The sequence below is a fragment of the Streptomyces sp. NPDC055506 genome, from assembly GCF_053643595.1.
On sequence record NZ_JBSHKH010000002.1, the window covers coordinates 1 to 15913 of the forward strand.

General features: G+C 72.1%; 18 protein-coding genes. 8 read left to right on the forward strand and 10 right to left on the reverse strand.

Annotated features, from left to right (window positions below; all coding sequences use genetic code 11):
* Positions 1–57: 57 nt before the first annotated feature.
* The gene (locus ACWIF2_RS00825; protein ID WP_454357856.1) at positions 58–531 is read right to left on the reverse strand and encodes a nitroreductase family deazaflavin-dependent oxidoreductase; all 474 of its coding nucleotides are present in this window, start codon (positions 529–531) and stop codon (positions 58–60) included.
* Entirely contained in the window at positions 528–1712 is a 1185-nt protein-coding gene (locus ACWIF2_RS00830) for an acyl-CoA dehydrogenase family protein (RefSeq protein WP_454357857.1), read from the reverse strand. Before ACWIF2_RS00830 ends, ACWIF2_RS00825 begins: the two co-directional genes overlap by 4 nt.
* 106 nt (positions 1713–1818) lie before the next feature.
* Here ACWIF2_RS00830 and ACWIF2_RS00835 point away from each other — a divergent pair, with 106 nt between their 5' ends.
* The 3 genes from ACWIF2_RS00835 to ACWIF2_RS00845 all read left to right on the forward strand — a co-directional run bounded on the left by ACWIF2_RS00835 (position 1819) and on the right by ACWIF2_RS00845 (position 4192).
* Positions 1819–2988 carry a thiolase C-terminal domain-containing protein gene (locus ACWIF2_RS00835; protein WP_454357858.1) on the forward strand — a complete coding sequence of 390 codons (1170 nt, stop codon included), beginning with the start codon at positions 1819–1821 and terminating at the stop codon, positions 2986–2988.
* A 79-nt stretch (positions 2989–3067) separates the two neighbouring features.
* Complete coding sequence (locus ACWIF2_RS00840; RefSeq protein ID WP_454357859.1) at positions 3068–3493, forward strand: pyridoxamine 5'-phosphate oxidase family protein; 426 nt, start codon at positions 3068–3070, stop codon at positions 3491–3493.
* 27 nt (positions 3494–3520) lie between these two features.
* Positions 3521–4192 carry a pyridoxine/pyridoxamine 5'-phosphate oxidase gene (locus ACWIF2_RS00845; protein ID WP_454357860.1) on the forward strand — a complete coding sequence of 224 codons (672 nt, stop codon included), beginning with the start codon at positions 3521–3523 and terminating at the stop codon, positions 4190–4192.
* A gap of 31 nt (positions 4193–4223) precedes the next feature.
* On the opposite strand, the gene ACWIF2_RS00850 is transcribed toward ACWIF2_RS00845, so the two are convergent.
* The 6 genes from ACWIF2_RS00850 to ACWIF2_RS00875 form a co-directional block, all read right to left on the reverse strand.
* Positions 4224–4904, reverse strand: a complete 681-nt coding sequence (locus ACWIF2_RS00850; RefSeq protein WP_454357861.1) for an NAD(P)H-dependent oxidoreductase — start codon at positions 4902–4904, stop codon at positions 4224–4226.
* A 34-nt stretch (positions 4905–4938) separates the two neighbouring features.
* Positions 4939–5271, reverse strand: coding sequence for an ArsR/SmtB family transcription factor (locus ACWIF2_RS00855; RefSeq protein WP_454357863.1), 333 nt, complete (start codon positions 5269–5271; stop codon positions 4939–4941).
* 75 nt (positions 5272–5346) lie between these two features.
* Entirely contained in the window at positions 5347–6204 is an 858-nt protein-coding gene (locus ACWIF2_RS00860; RefSeq protein WP_454357864.1) for a GNAT family N-acetyltransferase, read from the reverse strand.
* A gap of 40 nt (positions 6205–6244) precedes the next feature.
* Positions 6245–6859, reverse strand: a complete 615-nt coding sequence (locus ACWIF2_RS00865; protein WP_454357865.1) for a GNAT family N-acetyltransferase — start codon at positions 6857–6859, stop codon at positions 6245–6247.
* Positions 6860–6895: 36 nt separating this feature from the next.
* Entirely contained in the window at positions 6896–7315 is a 420-nt protein-coding gene (locus ACWIF2_RS00870) for a Zn-ribbon domain-containing OB-fold protein (protein ID WP_454357866.1), read from the reverse strand.
* Positions 7315–7764 (reverse strand): DoxX family protein, encoded by a 450-nt coding sequence (locus ACWIF2_RS00875; RefSeq protein ID WP_454357868.1) that lies wholly within the window; start codon positions 7762–7764, stop codon positions 7315–7317. Before ACWIF2_RS00875 ends, ACWIF2_RS00870 begins: the two co-directional genes overlap by 1 nt.
* Positions 7765–8022: 258 nt before the next feature.
* Here ACWIF2_RS00875 and ACWIF2_RS00880 point away from each other — a divergent pair, with 258 nt between their 5' ends.
* From ACWIF2_RS00880 to ACWIF2_RS00895, 4 genes are all read left to right on the forward strand, one after another.
* Entirely contained in the window at positions 8023–9207 is a 1185-nt protein-coding gene (locus ACWIF2_RS00880) for a flavin-containing monooxygenase (RefSeq protein WP_454357869.1), read from the forward strand.
* A 218-nt stretch (positions 9208–9425) separates the two neighbouring features.
* Positions 9426–11651 (forward strand): acetate--CoA ligase family protein, encoded by a 2226-nt coding sequence (locus ACWIF2_RS00885; RefSeq protein WP_454357870.1) that lies wholly within the window; start codon positions 9426–9428, stop codon positions 11649–11651.
* Positions 11651–12436 (forward strand): enoyl-CoA hydratase/isomerase family protein, encoded by a 786-nt coding sequence (locus tag ACWIF2_RS00890; protein WP_454358009.1) that lies wholly within the window; start codon positions 11651–11653, stop codon positions 12434–12436. The genes ACWIF2_RS00885 and ACWIF2_RS00890 overlap by 1 nt, the downstream gene beginning before the upstream one ends.
* A gap of 44 nt (positions 12437–12480) precedes the next feature.
* The gene (locus ACWIF2_RS00895) at positions 12481–13116 is read left to right on the forward strand and encodes a flavin reductase family protein (RefSeq protein WP_454357871.1); all 636 of its coding nucleotides are present in this window, start codon (positions 12481–12483) and stop codon (positions 13114–13116) included.
* A gap of 4 nt (positions 13117–13120) precedes the next feature.
* Here the strand turns inward: ACWIF2_RS00895 and ACWIF2_RS00900 are convergent, their stop codons facing one another.
* Both ACWIF2_RS00900 and ACWIF2_RS00905 read right to left on the reverse strand, forming a co-directional pair.
* A complete protein-coding gene (locus tag ACWIF2_RS00900; RefSeq protein ID WP_454357872.1) occupies positions 13121–14239 on the reverse strand; it encodes a methyltransferase in 1119 nt (372 codons plus the stop codon).
* A 131-nt stretch (positions 14240–14370) separates the two neighbouring features.
* On the reverse strand, positions 14371–15627 hold the full coding sequence (locus tag ACWIF2_RS00905; protein WP_454357873.1) for an alpha/beta fold hydrolase: 1257 nt from the start codon (positions 15625–15627) through the stop codon (positions 14371–14373).
* Between ACWIF2_RS00905 and cutA the strand changes: the two genes are divergently transcribed.
* Positions 15586–15912, forward strand: a complete 327-nt coding sequence (gene cutA, locus ACWIF2_RS00910) for a divalent-cation tolerance protein CutA (RefSeq protein WP_454357874.1) — start codon at positions 15586–15588, stop codon at positions 15910–15912. The two genes, ACWIF2_RS00905 and cutA, sit on opposite strands and share 42 nt — an antisense overlap.
* Position 15913: the final 1 nt, after the last annotated feature.

Below are 15913 nucleotides of genomic sequence, written 5' to 3' on the forward strand. Positions count from 1 at the left end.
GTCGCGCTTTCGGCTTCCGTGCGACGTCTACGTCTACGTCTACGTCTACGTCTACGTCTACCTGCGTACGATCCTGAAGAGCCGTATCTCCCGCGCCACCCGCGCCTGGTACGCGGCGTACGGCGGCCAGAACTCCAGCACCGCCTTCCACGCCGCCGCCCGCTCCTCTCCCTGAAGCAGCCGGGCCGTGACCGGGATGTCCTGGCCCTTCCAGCTGATCTCGGCTCTCGGGTGGGCCAGCAGATTGTGGCTCCAGGCGGGGTGCCCCGGGCGCCCGAAGTTGGACCCGACCAGGATCCAGCCGCGCTCACCGTCGCCCTCCGGCATACAGGCCAGCGGCGTCCGCCGGGCCAGCCCGCTGCGCGCCCCGGTGGCGGTCAGCACCACACCCGGCAGCATCTGCGCGCTGAGCAGCACCTTTCCACGGGTGAGCCGGTGCACGGCCCGGTCCAGGGCCGGGAACACATGGGGTGCCACCCGCGCGAACCCCGGGGTGGAGGACACCTTCTGCACGAACCGCACGCCCCTCATCGGCCGGCCTCCTCGAAGACATGCGCCGCGTCGGCGGCCCGCGCCCGCAGCCGGTGCACCGGCCCGAACAGCAGCTCGTCCCCCGCGGCACGCTTGAAGTACAGCTGTGTGTCGTGCTCCCAGGTGAACCCGATGCCGCCGTGCAGCTGGATCCCCTCGGCGGCGGCCCCGCGCAGGGCCTGAAGCGCCTGGGCGAGGGCGAGGCCGCCTGCCTTCTCGCCTTCGCCTGCGGCACCGGCCCAGGCCGCGTAGTACGCCGCCGAGCGGGCCGCCCGCACCTGGACGTACGCGTCGGCCAGCCGGTGTTTGACCGCCTGGAAGGAGCCGACCGGCCGCCCGAACTGCTCGCGCCGCCCCACGTACTCCACGGTCCGCTCCAGCACCCGGTCGGCGGCCCCCACGGCCTCGGCGGCGAGACAGACGGCGGCGGTGTCGCCGAGCCGGGCGAGGGCGGCGAGGACGTCGCCGTCCTCCCGCCCCAGCAACTCGGCTTCCACCTCGCGGAGTTGGACGCGCGCTTGCGGACGGGTCGCGTCCAGCGCGGTCTGCCGTGTGCGGGTGAGCCCGGCGGCGTCCGCCCGTACGAGGAAGAGCAGGACGCGGGAACGGGCGAACCCCCCGGTGTGCGCGGGGACCAGGAGCAGCCCCGCGCTGTGCCCGTCGAGGACCTGCCCGGCCTCCCCGTACAGCCGCCAGCCGTCCGTCCGCCGGGCCTGCACTCCCCCGGCGCGTCCGCCGCCGGCCCACGTCCCGCGCGGGTCGTGGCCGGTGAGCGCGAGGGCGGTGGCGAGGGCGGTCCCCGGTACGGCGAGGGCCGCGGTGAGGGCGCCGGAGGCGATGCGCGGGAGGAGGCCGGCCCGCTGGGTGTCGGTGCCGAGGGCGAGGAGCAGCGGGGCCGTGAGGACGGCCGTGGCGAGCAGCGGCGAGGGGGCGAGGGCCCGGCCCGTCTCCTCGCAGGCCAGGGCCAGCTCGGTGACGGAGCAGCCGACACCGCCGTAGGTCTCGGGGAGGGCCAGCCCGGGGAGGCCGAGCTGCTCGGCGAGGGCGGTCCACAGGGCCGGGTCGTGTCCGGCCGGGGTGTCGAGGGCGGCCCGCAGTTCCACGGGTCCGCACCGCTTGTGGAGGAGCTCGCGCAGGGTGCGGCGGATCTCTTCCTGTTCGGCGGTGAGGCGGGCGTCCATGGGGGTACCTCCGCATCTGACGGTGCGTCATATTAGGCCGCCTTGACGGGGATGCCCAGAGCCCCGGCGCTCCCTCCTGAGCCCTATCTGATGTACCGTCAGATTCATGGTTGGCCGGAGGAAAGTGGCCGTCGTCGGCGTGGCCCTCTCGGACTGCGGCCGCGTGGACGACGCGACCCCGTACGCCCTGCACGCCCAGGCGGCCCGCCGCGCCCTGGCCGACGCGGGCCTGGACCGCTCGCTGGTCGACGGCTTCGCCTCGGCGGGCCTGGGCACATTGGCCCCCGTCGAGGTCGCCGAGTACCTGGGGCTGCGTCCCACCTGGGTCGACTCCACCTCCGTCGGCGGCTCCGCCTGGGAGGTCATGGCGGCCCACGCGGCGGACGCGATCGCGGCCGGGCACGCGCGCGTGGTGCTGCTCGCCTACGGCTCGACGGCCCGCGCGGACGTGAAGGCGGGCCGCCGCACCGGGACACTGTCCTTCGGCACCCGCGGCCCCCTGCAGTTCGAGGCCCCCTACGGCCACACCCTGATCGCCAAGTACGCCATGGCGGCCCGCCGTCACATGATCGAGTACGGCACGACGATCGAGCAGCTCGCGGAGGTGGCGGTCCAGGCCCGGGCCAACGCGGCCCTGAACCCGGAGGCGATGTTCCGCGCGCCGGTCACTGTCGACGACGTCCTGGCCGGTCCGATGATCGCGGACCCCTTCACCAAGCTGCACTGCTGCGTCCGTTCCGACGGCGGGGCGGCGGTGCTGCTGGCGGCGGAGGAGTACGTACGGGACTGCCGTACGGCACCGGTGTGGGTGCTGGGCAGCGGGGAGCACATCAGCCACTCCGCGATGTCCGAGTGGCCGGACTTCACGGTGGCGCCGGCGGCGGTGAGCGGACGGCTGGCCTTCGAGCGCGCGGGCGTACGGCCCTCGGAGGTCGACTTCGCCGAGATCTACGACGCGTTCACCTATATGACCCTGGTGACGCTGGAGGACCTCGGGTTCTGCGCGAAGGGCGAGGGCGGGGCGTTCGTGGAGAAGGGCCGGCTGCGGGTCGAGGGCGGCGAGCTGCCGGTGAACACCGACGGGGGCGGTCTTTCGGCCCAGCACCCCGGGATGCGGGGTCTGTTCCTGCTGGTGGAGGCGGTACGGCAACTGCGGGGCGAGTGCGGCGACCGACAGGTGCGACGCGGCGACGGCTCCCTGCCGCGGCTGACGGTGGCGTCGGGAACGGGGGGCTGGTTCTGCTCGTCGGGGACAGTGGTGCTGGGGGCGGGGTGAGACAAGGGGAACACCGATGCCGGGGCCGGTGTTGGCTTGGGGAAGAAGGATCTGAGCGAGCCGCTGGAGGAGACCCGGAATGGCCCTGACCCGCGAAGAGCGCGAACAGTTCCTGGCCGAGCCGCACATCGCCGCGCTGGCGGTCGACGCGGGGGCGGGCCGTGCCCCGCTCACGGTGCCGATCTGGTACCAGTACGAGCCCGGTGGCGACATCTGGATCATGACGGGCCTCGATTCCCGAAAGAACGAGCTGATCAGCAAGGCGGGCCGGTTCTCGCTGATGGTGGACCGGCTGGAACCGACGATCCGCTACGTGTCGGTCGAGGGCCCGGTCGTCGACACGGCCCCCGCGACCCTCGAGCTGCTCCGGGAGCTCTCGGCCCGCTATCTGCCGGCCGACAAGGTCGACGGCTATGTCGACTTCGCCTGGAAGAACCACGGAGAACAGCTGGTGCTGCGGATGCGGCCGGAGCGGTGGGTGTCGTCGGACCTGGGGCAGGTCTGACCAACACTCCCGGGTGACAATCGGCCCATGGCACCCGATCTTCACGAGCTGCTGAGGTCCCTGCGCGTCTGGGACCCGCAGTCCACGCACCTGCCTCCCTTCGACCCGACGGCCGCCCCCGCGACCCCGCTGCCGCTCTTCACCGAGTGGTTCGCGGCGGCGGTGGCGGCCGGGCAGACCGAGCCGCACACCATGTCCCTGGCGACCTCGGACGAGTCCGGCCTGCCCGACGTACGGATCGTCATGCTGCACGGCGCGGACGAGACCGGCTGGTCCTTCGCGTCCCACGCCGGCAGCCGCAAGGGCCGGCACCTCGCCGCCCGGCCGTACGCCGCCCTCACCTTCTACTGGCCGGTGCTGGGCCGCCAGGTCCGGGTCCGCGGCCCGGTGACGGCGGCCCCCTCCGCCGACGCCCAAGGCGACCTGCACGCGCGGTCGACGGGCGCCCTGGCAGCCGCGCTGACCGGCCGCCAGAGCGAGGTCCTGGACTCGGTGGAGGACCTGACCCGGGCGTCCGAGGCGTCCTGGGAACGAGCCCGCAGCGAGCCGGAGGCTCCCGTGCCGTCCTGGACCCTGTACCGGCTGCGGCCGGACGAAGTCGAGTTCTTCCAGGGCGACGGACAGCGACGGCACGTACGGCTGCGCTACCGGCGCGGGGAGGAGAAGGAGGGGTGGGTGCGAGAGCTGCTGTGGCCTTGAGGGGCCACGTGCCCCGGCTCCCCGGTCGGCGTCAGTGGACGGCCGTGCGGACATCCGTCGCGTGGAGCTTGACGGACTCGCCGACCCTGGTCAGCGCGGCCGTTCGTTCCTGGTCGGTCATGCGGGCCGGGCCGTAGGTGATCACGGGGGCGAGGACCTCGAAGCCGACGAACTCCAGCATTCCGCGGTGGATGTGGAACAGGAAGTCGTCCATCGGGCCGAAGGCGCCGCCGGGCCGGAACGACTCGTCGGCGCCGCCGGTAGTGAACAGCAGCATCGCGCGCTTGCCGGCGAGCGCCGCGTCGCCGAAGAGTCCGTGGTCCCCACCGAAGACACCGCCCATCACGAAGACCCGGTCCACCCAGCCCTTGAGGATGGCGGGCAGCGAGAACCACCACAGCGGGAACGACAGGACGAGCAGATCGGCGGCGAGCAGCCGGTCGAGGTGGGCCCTGACGGTCGCGTCCAGCGTCCCGTCCCGGACCGCTCGCATCTGCTCGGCCTGCGGCTTGAAGGCGCCCTCCACCGGCGCGAACTCCTCGCGGGCGAGGACCGGGGCCCATGGGTCCGCGTAGAGGTCGAGGACGTCGACCCGGTACCCGGCGTCGCGCAGGGCCTGGGCCGCGGTGGCCATCTGGGCGGTGCTGAACGACCGGGGCTCGGGATGAGCGTGAACGATCAGGGCGGTGGGTGCGGCAGCGAAACTCGACATGACGAGATCATATCGACGTATTGCGATACGTCAATCAGATGGTGGTGCCGATCGACCGCTCCAGGTGCGCCAGCCGCTCCTCACTGCGCCGGTAGTGGGTCCACTTGCCCACCCGGGTGGACACCACGAGGCCCGCGCGTTCGAGCGTGCTCATATAGCTGGAGACCGTCGACTGAGCCAGTCCCGCCTTCGCCTGGATGTGCGTGACGCACACCCCGACGGAACGACGATCCGCGATCGGCTCGTACTCGCCGAAATGCGCGTCGGGGTCCTTCAGCCACTGCATGATCTGCAAACGGGCGGGATTGCCGAGGGCCTTGAACACCTCGATCAGATCACCCGAATCCAGTCCCGCCGGCGCGACCATGGGGCCACCTCTCTCGTCAGACAGTCCGACACACCACGATATCTCGATCCGTTCTCCCTCGACGGGCCCGTCGGGCTACGCGAAGTCGTACACCGCGAAGTCCGCCACCGCCCGGTACCCGATCCGCTGGTACAGCCCGTTGCTGGTCGGGTTCGCCAGGTCCGTGAAGAGCAGCACTTCCTGTGCGCCGGAGGCGAGGGCGGTGCGGCTGATCTCGGCCGTGGCCGCGCCCGCGTAGCCGCGGCCGCGGAGGTGGGGCGGGGTGTAGACCGGGGCGACGCGGATCTGGCCGGCGATCAGAGGGGTCCTGCCGGCCATGGCCACGGGCGTGCCGTCCGGGGCCTCCCAGAAGGTGACGGCGCCCTGTTCGATACGGGAATCCACCCACTCCTCGGCGTCGCGGAGGGTGCCCATGCCGATCGCGGCACTGAACTCCCCGTACCAGCGGATGAGCAGGGCGCGGTCCGCCTCGACGGCGATACGGGGCGCGCCGGGCGGTGCGGGCGCGGGCACGGTCAGGGTGCCGAGCCGGTAGAGCCGCTGGCGCTGACGGAGCGTGGCCGTGGCGCCCGTGTGCCGCCGCCAGGCCTCGGTGAAGGCGGCGGCGGTGTCGCGATCGGCGTTCACACCGGGCAGTCGCTGCCCGAGAGCGGCCAGTCGCGCCGCGAGGGCGTCGGCCTCCTCGGGGGTGAGGGCGGTGAGGTTCAGCCAATGGGGCGGGGTGCGGAAGAAGGAGGCCCGGACGGCCCCGTCCCGCTCCAGTACGCCGAACTCCGGCACCCCGTCGCCGTAGACATGCCGTCCGCGGGTGCGCAGCGCCTCCGTGACGGCCAACGGGACGGTGTGCAGGGCCGGTTGGGAGCGGAGGAAGGATCCCGCGCGGGCGAGGAAGTCGTCGAGGTCCTGGGTGAGGTGCCAGTCGTCGGTACGCATGCTCCATGGTGCCGCCCGTGCCCCGGCCGGCACCTCCGAATTACGCCCCGGTGTCCACTCCCGCCTCCGGTTCCGGATCCGTGGCCAGTCGCGCGTGCAGATGGGCGTCCCGGAACGCGTCGTGCCGGTCCTCCTCGAAGATCGCCCCGCGCAGGGTTCCCTCGTACGCGAAACCGCATCGCTCGGCTATCCGGCACGACACGTCGTGACCGACCGCGTGGTCCAGCTCCACCCGGTGCAGGCCGAGTTCGGCGAAGGCCCAGCGGGTGGCGAGCAGCAGGGCCCGGGTGGCGACGCCCTGGCCGCGGGCCTCGGGGAGCACCCAGTAACCGACGCGGGCGACCTTCAGGTGGTACTTGATCTCGTTGACGCCGATGTGCCCCAGGGGCGTATCGCTGCGCGCGTCCGCGACCCGGAACGACACCGACGTGCCCTCCACGGCGCTCTGCGCCCGTGCGAGCAGCGACTCCCGGGCGCTCGTCCGGTCCGTGACCAGCCTCAGCGGGGTGTTCCAGCGCCGGAACTCCGGGTCCCGCATGCCGCACAGCCACGTCTCGACGTCGGCGCCGGACGTCGCGTCCCAGGGGCGAAGACGGAGGCCGTGGCCGTGGAGTTCGGGGAGCGCAGTCGGGGACTGGTCGCGTATGGGGGCCATGGGGACATTCAAGCCCGTGGGGAGGGAGGGGTCACCTCACTTGCCGGGTCCGACGCCGGGCGTGACCCGGAACACGGGGATCCCCTCCCGGAACGCCACCTCCAGGTCCGCCCCGGCGGACAGTCCCCGCTCGGGCAGCCCCCGCTCCCCCACCAACTCCGTCATCATCCGCGGCCCCTCGGCCAGCTCGACCACGGCGGCGACGTACGGCGTGCGTTCCGCGAAGGGCGGCAGGTCGTTGCGGTGGACGACGGACCAGGTGTAGAGAGTGGCCCGGCCGCTCGCGGCCTCCCAGACGACGTCCTCGCTCCAGCAGCGGGGGCAGAACTCGCGCGGGTAGTGGTGGGCCCGTCCGCAGTCCAGGCAGCGACGGATCAGCAGCCGGCCCTCGGCGGCCGCGTCCCAGTACGTCCGGGTGAAGGCGTCGGCCTCGGGCAGGTCGAACCGCCCGGCCATCAGAACAGCCCCAGCGCGCTGTCCAGCGACCACGTCTGCCAGGACATCCCGAACAGCCCGGCCACGGACATCAGCGCCATCATCGAGTTCTGCCCCTGCTCGGCCACGTCGTGGATCATGAGCGTGAGGTAGAGGGCGTTGAGGAGGAACCCGCCGACCAGGGCGACCGGGGTGAGGAAGCCGGCGATCAGGCCCAGGCCCAGGGCGAGTTCCGCGTAGACGACGACGTACGCCATCACGCGCGGGTGGGGTGCGACGACCGTGGCGAAGCCCGAACGGACAGCGTTCCAGCGGTGCTCGGCGGCTATCCCGGCCGCCCACTTGATGCCGGTGCCCCGTTCGAACCAGGCCTTGCGGTCCTTGTGCCGCCAGCTCTCCAGCCACCACAGCCCGAGCCCGATCCGCAGTACGGCCAGCCACTCCGCTCCGCCGAGCCAGATCGTGTCCATGCGATCTGACGGTACGTCAGATTCTTGGATCCGCAAGACCTCACGGACGGCCGGAAGCTGTGCGCTCGCCATGAAGCCAGGCGTTCACAATGAGTCCGACAGAATTGTCGGCCCCGTCAGGAACGATCACGAGCCCGCCACAACCAGGCCCGCTACGCCACCAGCCCCACCCCCTCCTCCTACAGCCGTGATCAATCCGCAACCAATTCCGGTCTTGACCGAGACCCATCAAGCGGCCTCGTGATTACGCTCCCGCTCATGGCCGACTCCACGCCCTCCCCACATTCCTCCGGGCACCCCACACCGGATCGCCCCGTCTACGTCATCGGCGGCGGCCCCGGCGGACTCGCCGCCGCCTACGCGCTGCGCGCCCGGGGCATACGGGCCGTCGTCCTGGAGAAGTCCGACCGCGTCGGGGCGTCATGGCGCCGCCACTACGACCGGCTGCACCTGCACACCACCCGCCGTCTGTCGGCCCTGCCCGGGCTGCCGATGCCGCGCCGGTTCGGGCGGTGGGTGTCCCGGGACAACGTGGTGCGGTACCTGGAGAAGTACGCCGAGCACCACCGCCTGGAGATCGTCACCGGCGTCGAGGTGTCCCGGATCGAGCGCACGCCCGACGGCACGGGCTGGCTGCTGCACGCCACCGGGGGCAGGGAACTGACCGGCTCGGCGGTCGTGATCGCGACCGGCTACAACCACACCCCGCGCCTGCCGGACTGGCCCGGCCGCGACACCTTCACCGGCGAGTTCCTGCACGCCGCGGACTACCGCAACGGCGAGCCCTACGCCGGCCGGGACGTCCTCGTCGTCGGCATCGGGAACACCGGCGCCGAGATCGCCGTGGACCTGGTGGAGAGCGGCGCCTCCAGGGTCCGGCTGGCCGTGCGCACCGTCCCGCACATCGTGCGCCGTTCGACCGCCGGCTGGGCCGCCCAGTACAGCGGTGTCCTGGTACGCCGGCTGCCGGTCGGCCTCGTCGACCGGATCAGCCGGGCGCAGGCCAAGGTGGCGATTCCCGACCTGTCGGCACATGGGCTGCCGCGCCCCGACACCGGGCTGTACACCCGGGTGAAGCAGGGCGCGATCCCGGTGCAGGACGTGGGCCTGATCGATGCCGTGCGCAAGGGCAAGGTCGAGATCGTGGCCGCCGTGGAGACCTTCGAGGGCGACGGCAAGATCGTGCTGGCCGACGGTACGCGGATCTCCCCGGACGCGGTGATAGCCGCCACGGGGTACGTCCGCGCCCTGGAGGGCCTGGTCGGCCACCTCGATGTCCTCGACGCCCAGGGCAAGCCGGTCACCCACGGTGCTCGCAGCCCGAAGACGGCCCCCGGCCTGTACTTCACCGGCTTCACGAACCCGATCAGCGGCAACCTGCGCGAGCTGGCGCTCGACGCGGTGAGCATCGCGAAGGCCATCGCGCGGGACAGTTCGGTGTAGGTGGCATTCAATCTCCGCCATTCGGGGCCCTGCTCTTCTCCAATGCCGGGCCCTCGCCCCGACCCGCCGCGGACCGGCACCCCGGGGAACCAGCCGCCCCGCCTCCAGGCACCCCCGCTCGACGGCTTTGCCTGCACGGCCATTCCTGACGTCGCATCAGTTCAGTAATCTGACAGTGCGTCAGTTAGCGGCTGTCTCACAGGGAGCGGGCGGAAACGATGCTTGGATCGACCCACGGCACCCTCACCACCGACTCCCGCCGGGCCCGGGCCATCGCCTGTGGCGAGCGGCCGGGGCCCGCCGTGCACGGCAGGCCGGCCCAGGAGGGCGACTTCGACGTCAGCGGGCGTCCCCTGCACGCCGACGTACCCGACCTCGACCACTTCTTCCGGCCGCGGTCCGTCGCCGTGATCGGCGCCTCGGACACCGAGGGGCGCCCGCACACCGGGATCACACGGCAACTGGCCGACTGGGCAGAGCGCGTCGGCGCCCGGCTGTACCCGGTGCACCCGAGCAGGCCGTCCGTCTTCGGCCTCCCCTGCTCGCCCTCCGTCGCCGCCCTGCCCGAGCGGGTCGACCTGGCGGTCGTACTCGTCGGCGACCCCCTTCCCGTGCTGGAGGAACTGGCCGAGGCCAAGGCGCGGTTCGCGGTCGTCTTCGCCTCCGGGTTCGCGGAGACCGGCCCCGAGGGCGAGGCCGCCCAGCGGCGACTCGCCGCCGCGGTCGAGCACTCCGAGCTCCGCCTGCTGGGCCCCAACACCAACCTCAACGCCTTCGAGCATTTCCGCGACGACCTCGACGGCCCCGCGATCGCCCTGATCACCCAGTCCGGCCACCAGGGCCGCCCCGTCTTCGCCCTCCAGGAACTCGGCATCCGCCTCTCCCACTGGGCGCCCACCGGCAACGAGGCCGACCTGGAGACCGCGGACTTCCTCTCCTACTTCGCCGAACAGCCCGGGATCGGCGCCATCGCCTGCTATCTGGAAGGGCTCAAGGACGGCCGCTCCTTCCTCCTCGCCGCCGACCGGGCCGCCCGGCGCGGAATCCCGGTCGTCGCCGTCAAGGTGGGCCGCACCGAGACCGGCGCCCGCACGGCCGCCTCCCACACCGGCAAACTGACCGGCGCGGACGCGGTGGTGGACGCGGCGCTGCGCCAGTACGGCGTGATCCGCGTCGACGGCCTCGACGAACTCCAGGACACGGCAGCTCTCCTGGCCCGGGCCCGGCCACCCCGCGCGGACGGCGTCGTCGTCTACTCCATCTCGGGCGGCACGGGCGCGCACGTGGCCGACCTGGCGACCGAGGCGGGCCTGCGACTCCCGGTCCTGTCCGAGGCCAGGCAGGCCGAGCTGCACGAGTGGATACCCGGGTACCTGAACGTCGCCAACCCCGTGGACAACGGTGGGCATCCGGTCGGGGACGCGCGCGGCCGGAAGATCATCGACGCGATCCTCGCCGACCCCGAGGTCGGCGTGCTGATCTGCCCGATCACCGGACCCTTCCCACCGCTCAGCGACCGGCTGGTACGGGACCTGGTCGACGCGGCCGAGCAGACGGACAAGCTAGTGTGCGTCGTATGGGGATCGCCGGTCGGCACCGAACCGGCCTACCGCGAGGTCCTGCTCGGGTCCTCCCGCGTGGCCACGTTCCGCACGGTCGGCAACTGCCTCACCGCCGTCCGCGCCTACCTCGCCCACCACCGCTTCACGACCGCGTACCGCTCCCCCTTCGACGAGGCCCCGCGCACCCCCTCGCCGTCCTACCGCAAGGCCCAGGCGCTGATGCGCCCCGGCGAACAGCTCAGCGAACACGCCGCGAAGCAACTGCTGCGGGCGTACGGCATCCGCGTACCGCGCGAGCAACTGGTGACCAGCGCGGCGGCAGCGGTCCGGGCCGCAGGCCTGGTGGGCTACCCGGTGGTGATGAAGGCCTCGGGCGCCCGGATCGCCCACAAGACGGAACTGGGCCTGGTGAAGATCGGCCTGACCTCGGCGAGCCAGGTCCGCGACGCCTACCGGGAGCTGACCGACATCGCCCGCTACGAGGATGTCTCCCTGGACGGCGTACTGGTCTGCCAGATGGTCGAGCAGGGCGTCGAGATGGTCGTCGGCGTCACGCACGACGACCTGTTCGGCCCGACGGTGACAGTCGGACTCGGCGGGGTGCTGGTCGAGGTCCTGCGCGACACCGCCGTAGGGGTACCGCCCTTCGGCGAGGAACAGGCGCGGGACATGCTCGCCGGTCTGCGCGGCCGTGCCCTGCTGGACGGGGTCCGGGGCCGCCCGCCGGCCGACCTGGACGCCCTGGTCGAGGTCGTCCTGCGGGTACAGCGCATGGCTCTGGAACTCGGGCACCAGCTGGCGGAGTTGGACATCAACCCGCTGATGGTGCTGCCGCAGGGGCAGGGCGCGGTGGCGCTTGACGCGCTGGCGGTGTGCCGCTGATGCCGGCCGTGCTGCACGCGACGGCCGGCCAGGTCCTCTCCATCACCCTGAACCGGCCCGAGACGCTCAACGCCCTCACACCGGACCAGCGGGACGAGATCGTCGACCTCCTGTCGAAGGCGTCCGAGACGGCCGGCATCCGCGCGGTGGTGATCACGGGAACGGGCCGCGGCTTCTGCGCGGGCGCCGACCTCCGGGGCGCCGCCACCACGGACGAACGCATCGCCGGCGATGTCGCCCGCACCCTCCGCACCGGCGCCCAGCGCCTGATCGCCGCCGTCCTGGACTGCGAGAAGCCGGTGATCGCGGCGGTCAACGGCACGGCGGCCGGCCTCGGAGCCCAGCTGGCACTCGCCTGCGATCTCGTCCTGGCCGCCGAATCGGCCAGGTTCATCGAGGTGTTCGTACGCCGAGGGCTGGTCCCCGACGGCGGCGGGGCGTACCTGCTCCCCCGCCTCATCGGCCCGCAACGCGCGAAGGAGCTGATGTTCTTCGGCGACGCGCTCACAGCGACGGAAGCGGAGCACTTGGGCCTGGTCAACCGGGTCGTTCCGGACGCGGACTTGGCCCATACGACCCGATCCTGGGCCGAACGCCTCGCCTCCGGCCCGACCCGTGCCCTCGCCCTGACCAAGCAGCTCGTGAACGCCTCCCTGGACACCGACCGGGCGACCGCCTTCGCCGCCGAGGCCGCGGCCCAGGAGATCAACATGACGACGGCGGACGCGCAGGAGGGCGTACGGAGCTTCGTGGAGCGGCGGAACGCGGTGTACAGGGGCTGCTGAAAGGCTTCCAATCTGACATACCGTCAGCTTCAATCGTAGACGTGATGGGACAAGCAGGAATGGCGGAGGCCGCCGTCCGCTACCTCAGGTCGACCCGCGCCCAGGCCCCAGGGCCCGTGGAGGCGCTGCCGCGCCCGGAGTTGCGCTGCGTGGGCGAGGACGAGCGCGCTCCCCTGGACCAGGCCGAGTTCCGCAGCGTCATGGGTCGCTTCGCAACGGGAGTGACGATCGTGACGGCACCCCCGGTCACCACTGCCAACGCCCCCGACTCCACCGCCCCCGCGGGCTTCGCCTGCCAGTCCTTCACCTCACTCTCCCTCGCCCCGCCCCTCGTCGCTTTCATGGTCGGCCGTACGTCCACGACGTGGCCCCGGATCGCCCGAGCCGGCGTGTTCTGCGTGAACGTCCTGGGCGCCGGCCAAGGGGAGTTGTGCCGCTCCTTCGCGGTGAGCGGCGCGGACAAGTTCACGGGCGTGGCATACGACGCGGCCCCGGTGTCCGGCTCACCGCGCCTCTCCGGCGCGGTCGCCTGGATCGACTGCGCGATCCACGCCGTCCACACCGGCGGCGACCACCTGATCGTGGTCGGCCGGGTGAACGCCCTCGGCACGGGCGCCGACGATCCGGACGGACCGCTGCTGTTCCACCGAGGGCGCTTCGCGCGGCTGACGGAGGGCTAGGGGCCTAGTCGGCAGCGAGCCGCCACAGCGAGGTGACCTCGGCGGCCCGTACGGCGTGCAGCGGATCGTCCGTGTCCGACGCCCGGTCATGGCGCGGGCGGGTGTCCATACGCCCGACCACCCGCAACCCGGCACGCTCCACGGCGGTCATCAGCTGCTCCCGGCTGCGCAGCCCGAGCCGCTCGGCCAGGTCGGACAGGACGAGCCAGCCCTCACCGCCGGGTTCCAGCCGCCCGGCGAGCCCGCTCAGGAAGCCCTGCAGCATGCCACCGCCCGCGTCATACACACCGAGGTCGAGGTCGGAGGCGGGACGGCCGGGAATCCAGGGCGGGTTGCACACGACCAGGTCGGCGCGCCCCGGGGGATACAGCTCGGACCCGCTCACCACCCTGACCACCCCCGAGAGCGCCAGCCGCCCCACGTTGTCCCGCGCACACGCCCGGGCCCGTGCGCTGACGTCGGTCGCCACGACCTGCCCGACGCCCCGCCGGGCCAGCACGGCGGCGAGCACGCCGGTGCCGGTGCCCAGGTCGAACGCGGTCCGCGTGCCCGCCGCCGGCAAGGGCGCCCGCGCGACGAGATCGACGTACTCGCTCCTGGTCGGCGCGAACACCCCGTAATGCGGGTGCACCCGTGCCCCCAGCGCCGGGACGTGGACGCCCTTCTCCCGCCACTGCCGGGCGCTGATCACCCCCAAGAGCTCCGTGAGGGCGACGGCGACGGGCCCTTCGGGCGGCCCGTACGCCTCGTCGCACGCCCGGCGCACATCGGGCGCCCGGCGCAGCGCCAGGACGTGATCCTGCTCCAGCAGGACGAGCACCTTGCCGAGCACACGGGCGCGGTGGGCGCGGAACCGGCGCTGAAGGTGAAACACGTCGGCTGGGGTGCCGTCCCCGCCGGGCGCGGCACGCCCCACGCGACGGTCCATGGCGCGCAGCAACTGCCGCGCCTGATGAAAATCCCCGCGCCACAACAAAGCGGTGCCCTCGCAGGCCAGCCGATAGGCAACGGCGGCCCGCATCCGGTCGTCGGCGACGACGACCCTGCGGGGCAAGGGCAGCCCGGACTCAGAATGCCAGCGGGCGGAACGGGGTTGAGTCTCGATCCAGTGGATCGTGGACACGGCATACTCCTCGGAAGGTCGAGCGTGAACGAGCGTGCTGGGTCACGACGTCCACGTCACCGAGGACCATGCCGAGTGTCATCAACAGACCTTTCAGGGCGCTGAGTTGCCGGTTTCAGGATGCCAGACGCTCAGCCGGACAGCCCCCGGACGAACGAGGCGACCAGCCCCGCCACCGCCTCCGGAGCCTCAAGGATCATGGGATGGGTGGCGTCGATGCGCTGAACGCTGATCGACGGCCGGGCGCGGGAGACCACGGCCAACTCGTCGGACACCTCCCGCGCGAACCGGGTGCTGAACTCGTCGAACCACTCCATGCCGGGCGCGGGCGACAGCCGCCGCCCGGCCTGCACGACCAGCAGCGGCCGCTCCACCCCGTCCAGCCACGCCGCGACACCGCGCGCGCCGATCCGATGAAGCTCGTCGACGATCTCCAGCGCGGCCGCACGCTCCGGCAGCGTCTGCCACGTCCCGTCGGGCAACGGACGCGCCGCCGCACGAGCAGCGACCTCCGCACGGCCGACGGGAACCCCGAACCGAGCGGAGTTGGCGACCTGCTGCTCGACATACTCGGCCGACGCCACGCCCCCGACCGACGCCAGCAGCCCCTCAGTCACCTTTTCGGCACCGGGGTACTCACGCCGCCACCAGAACCCGTCGAGATTCACGGCGGCACGGGCACGCTCCGGATACGCCCGGGCGTACTCGACGGCGACGATTCCACCGAGGGAGTGGCCCACCAGAACGGCCTCCGATACACCGCACGCGTCGAGCGTCTCCGCGATGTCCCGCACCACGGCGGGAAGAGCCCAGGGCGAAATATCAGGAGAACGACCGTGCCCGGGCAGATCGATGCCGATAACCCGATACCCGTCAGTGAGCTGAGCCGCCGAGGCACTCCAGTCGGCCAAAGACCGCCCGAACCCGTGCAGAAGAACCAGTCGCGGGCCATCGCCCCCATAGTCATGCGCATGTAGGAGAGTCATATGGGCCTCACCGTAGGACGGCCCCCGGCCACAGGGACACCGAATTACGAACCCACCCACCCACCGCTCGCCGCTGAGCCCACCCGGCGTGCCTGCGAGCCCCCACCGCGCCCGCCAACGCCGCTCAGCGAAACAACGCCCGAAGACCGCAAGCAGCGCCTGGCCACCCGCTCCCCCTGGGCCGCCCGCTCGCTTCTCCCCCGTGCTGGAACGGCCTGGGTCAAGGGTCGGCCGCAGGCCGATCGCCGAAGGCGACGCGAAGCGCCCTTGACGCAGGCCGTGGAAGCACGACACTGCCAAAGAAGCGGGCGGCCCCGTGATGCCCTTCCTGATCCTCTGGCCGCCGCCTACGCTCCCGGCATGGCTGACTTTCTCCAGGTTTCGACCGCGACTCCGACCCATGACCAGGCCGTTGAACTCGCCCGTACGGTCGTCGCCGAGCGACTCGCGGCCGGCGCGCAGATCATCGGCCCTGTCACATCGGCGTTCTGGCACGACGGCGAGTTCGGCACCGGGGAGGAATGGCAGCTCCTGCTGAAAACCACCCGATCCCGCTACTCGGAATTGGAGTCCCACCTGCTGAAGCACCACCCGTGGCAGAACCCGGAGATCGCGGCCGTCCCGATCGAGGCCGGCTCGAAGGGATGCCTGGAGTGGATTGCGGCGAACACCACACCGCCCGCGTAAC

Excerpts from the sequence above, each read along its gene's own strand:
- ACWIF2_RS00895 (WP_454357871.1), top strand. The coding sequence starts at position 12,481 with ATGGGACAAGCAGGAATGGCGGAGGCCGCCGTCCGCTACCTCAGGTCG.
- ACWIF2_RS00830 (WP_454357857.1), bottom strand. The coding sequence starts at position 1,712 with ATGGACGCCCGCCTCACCGCCGAACAGGAAGAGATCCGCCGCACCCTG.
- cutA (WP_454357874.1), top strand. The coding sequence starts at position 15,586 with ATGGCTGACTTTCTCCAGGTTTCGACCGCGACTCCGACCCATGACCAG.
- ACWIF2_RS00845 (WP_454357860.1), top strand. The coding sequence starts at position 3,521 with ATGGCACCCGATCTTCACGAGCTGCTGAGGTCCCTGCGCGTCTGGGAC.
- ACWIF2_RS00880 (WP_454357869.1), top strand. The coding sequence starts at position 8,023 with ATGGCCGACTCCACGCCCTCCCCACATTCCTCCGGGCACCCCACACCG.
- ACWIF2_RS00890 (WP_454358009.1), top strand. The coding sequence starts at position 11,651 with ATGCCGGCCGTGCTGCACGCGACGGCCGGCCAGGTCCTCTCCATCACC.
- ACWIF2_RS00855 (WP_454357863.1), bottom strand. The coding sequence starts at position 5,271 with ATGGTCGCGCCGGCGGGACTGGATTCGGGTGATCTGATCGAGGTGTTC.
- ACWIF2_RS00885 (WP_454357870.1), top strand. The coding sequence starts at position 9,426 with ATGCTTGGATCGACCCACGGCACCCTCACCACCGACTCCCGCCGGGCC.
- ACWIF2_RS00860 (WP_454357864.1), bottom strand. The coding sequence starts at position 6,204 with ATGCGTACCGACGACTGGCACCTCACCCAGGACCTCGACGACTTCCTC.
- ACWIF2_RS00865 (WP_454357865.1), bottom strand. The coding sequence starts at position 6,859 with ATGGCCCCCATACGCGACCAGTCCCCGACTGCGCTCCCCGAACTCCAC.
- ACWIF2_RS00870 (WP_454357866.1), bottom strand. The coding sequence starts at position 7,315 with ATGGCCGGGCGGTTCGACCTGCCCGAGGCCGACGCCTTCACCCGGACG.
- ACWIF2_RS00850 (WP_454357861.1), bottom strand. The coding sequence starts at position 4,904 with ATGTCGAGTTTCGCTGCCGCACCCACCGCCCTGATCGTTCACGCTCAT.
- ACWIF2_RS00840 (WP_454357859.1), top strand. The coding sequence starts at position 3,068 with ATGGCCCTGACCCGCGAAGAGCGCGAACAGTTCCTGGCCGAGCCGCAC.
- ACWIF2_RS00835 (WP_454357858.1), top strand. The coding sequence starts at position 1,819 with ATGGTTGGCCGGAGGAAAGTGGCCGTCGTCGGCGTGGCCCTCTCGGAC.
- ACWIF2_RS00905 (WP_454357873.1), bottom strand. The coding sequence starts at position 15,627 with ATGGGTCGGAGTCGCGGTCGAAACCTGGAGAAAGTCAGCCATGCCGGG.
- ACWIF2_RS00875 (WP_454357868.1), bottom strand. The coding sequence starts at position 7,764 with ATGGACACGATCTGGCTCGGCGGAGCGGAGTGGCTGGCCGTACTGCGG.
- ACWIF2_RS00825 (WP_454357856.1), bottom strand. The coding sequence starts at position 531 with ATGAGGGGCGTGCGGTTCGTGCAGAAGGTGTCCTCCACCCCGGGGTTC.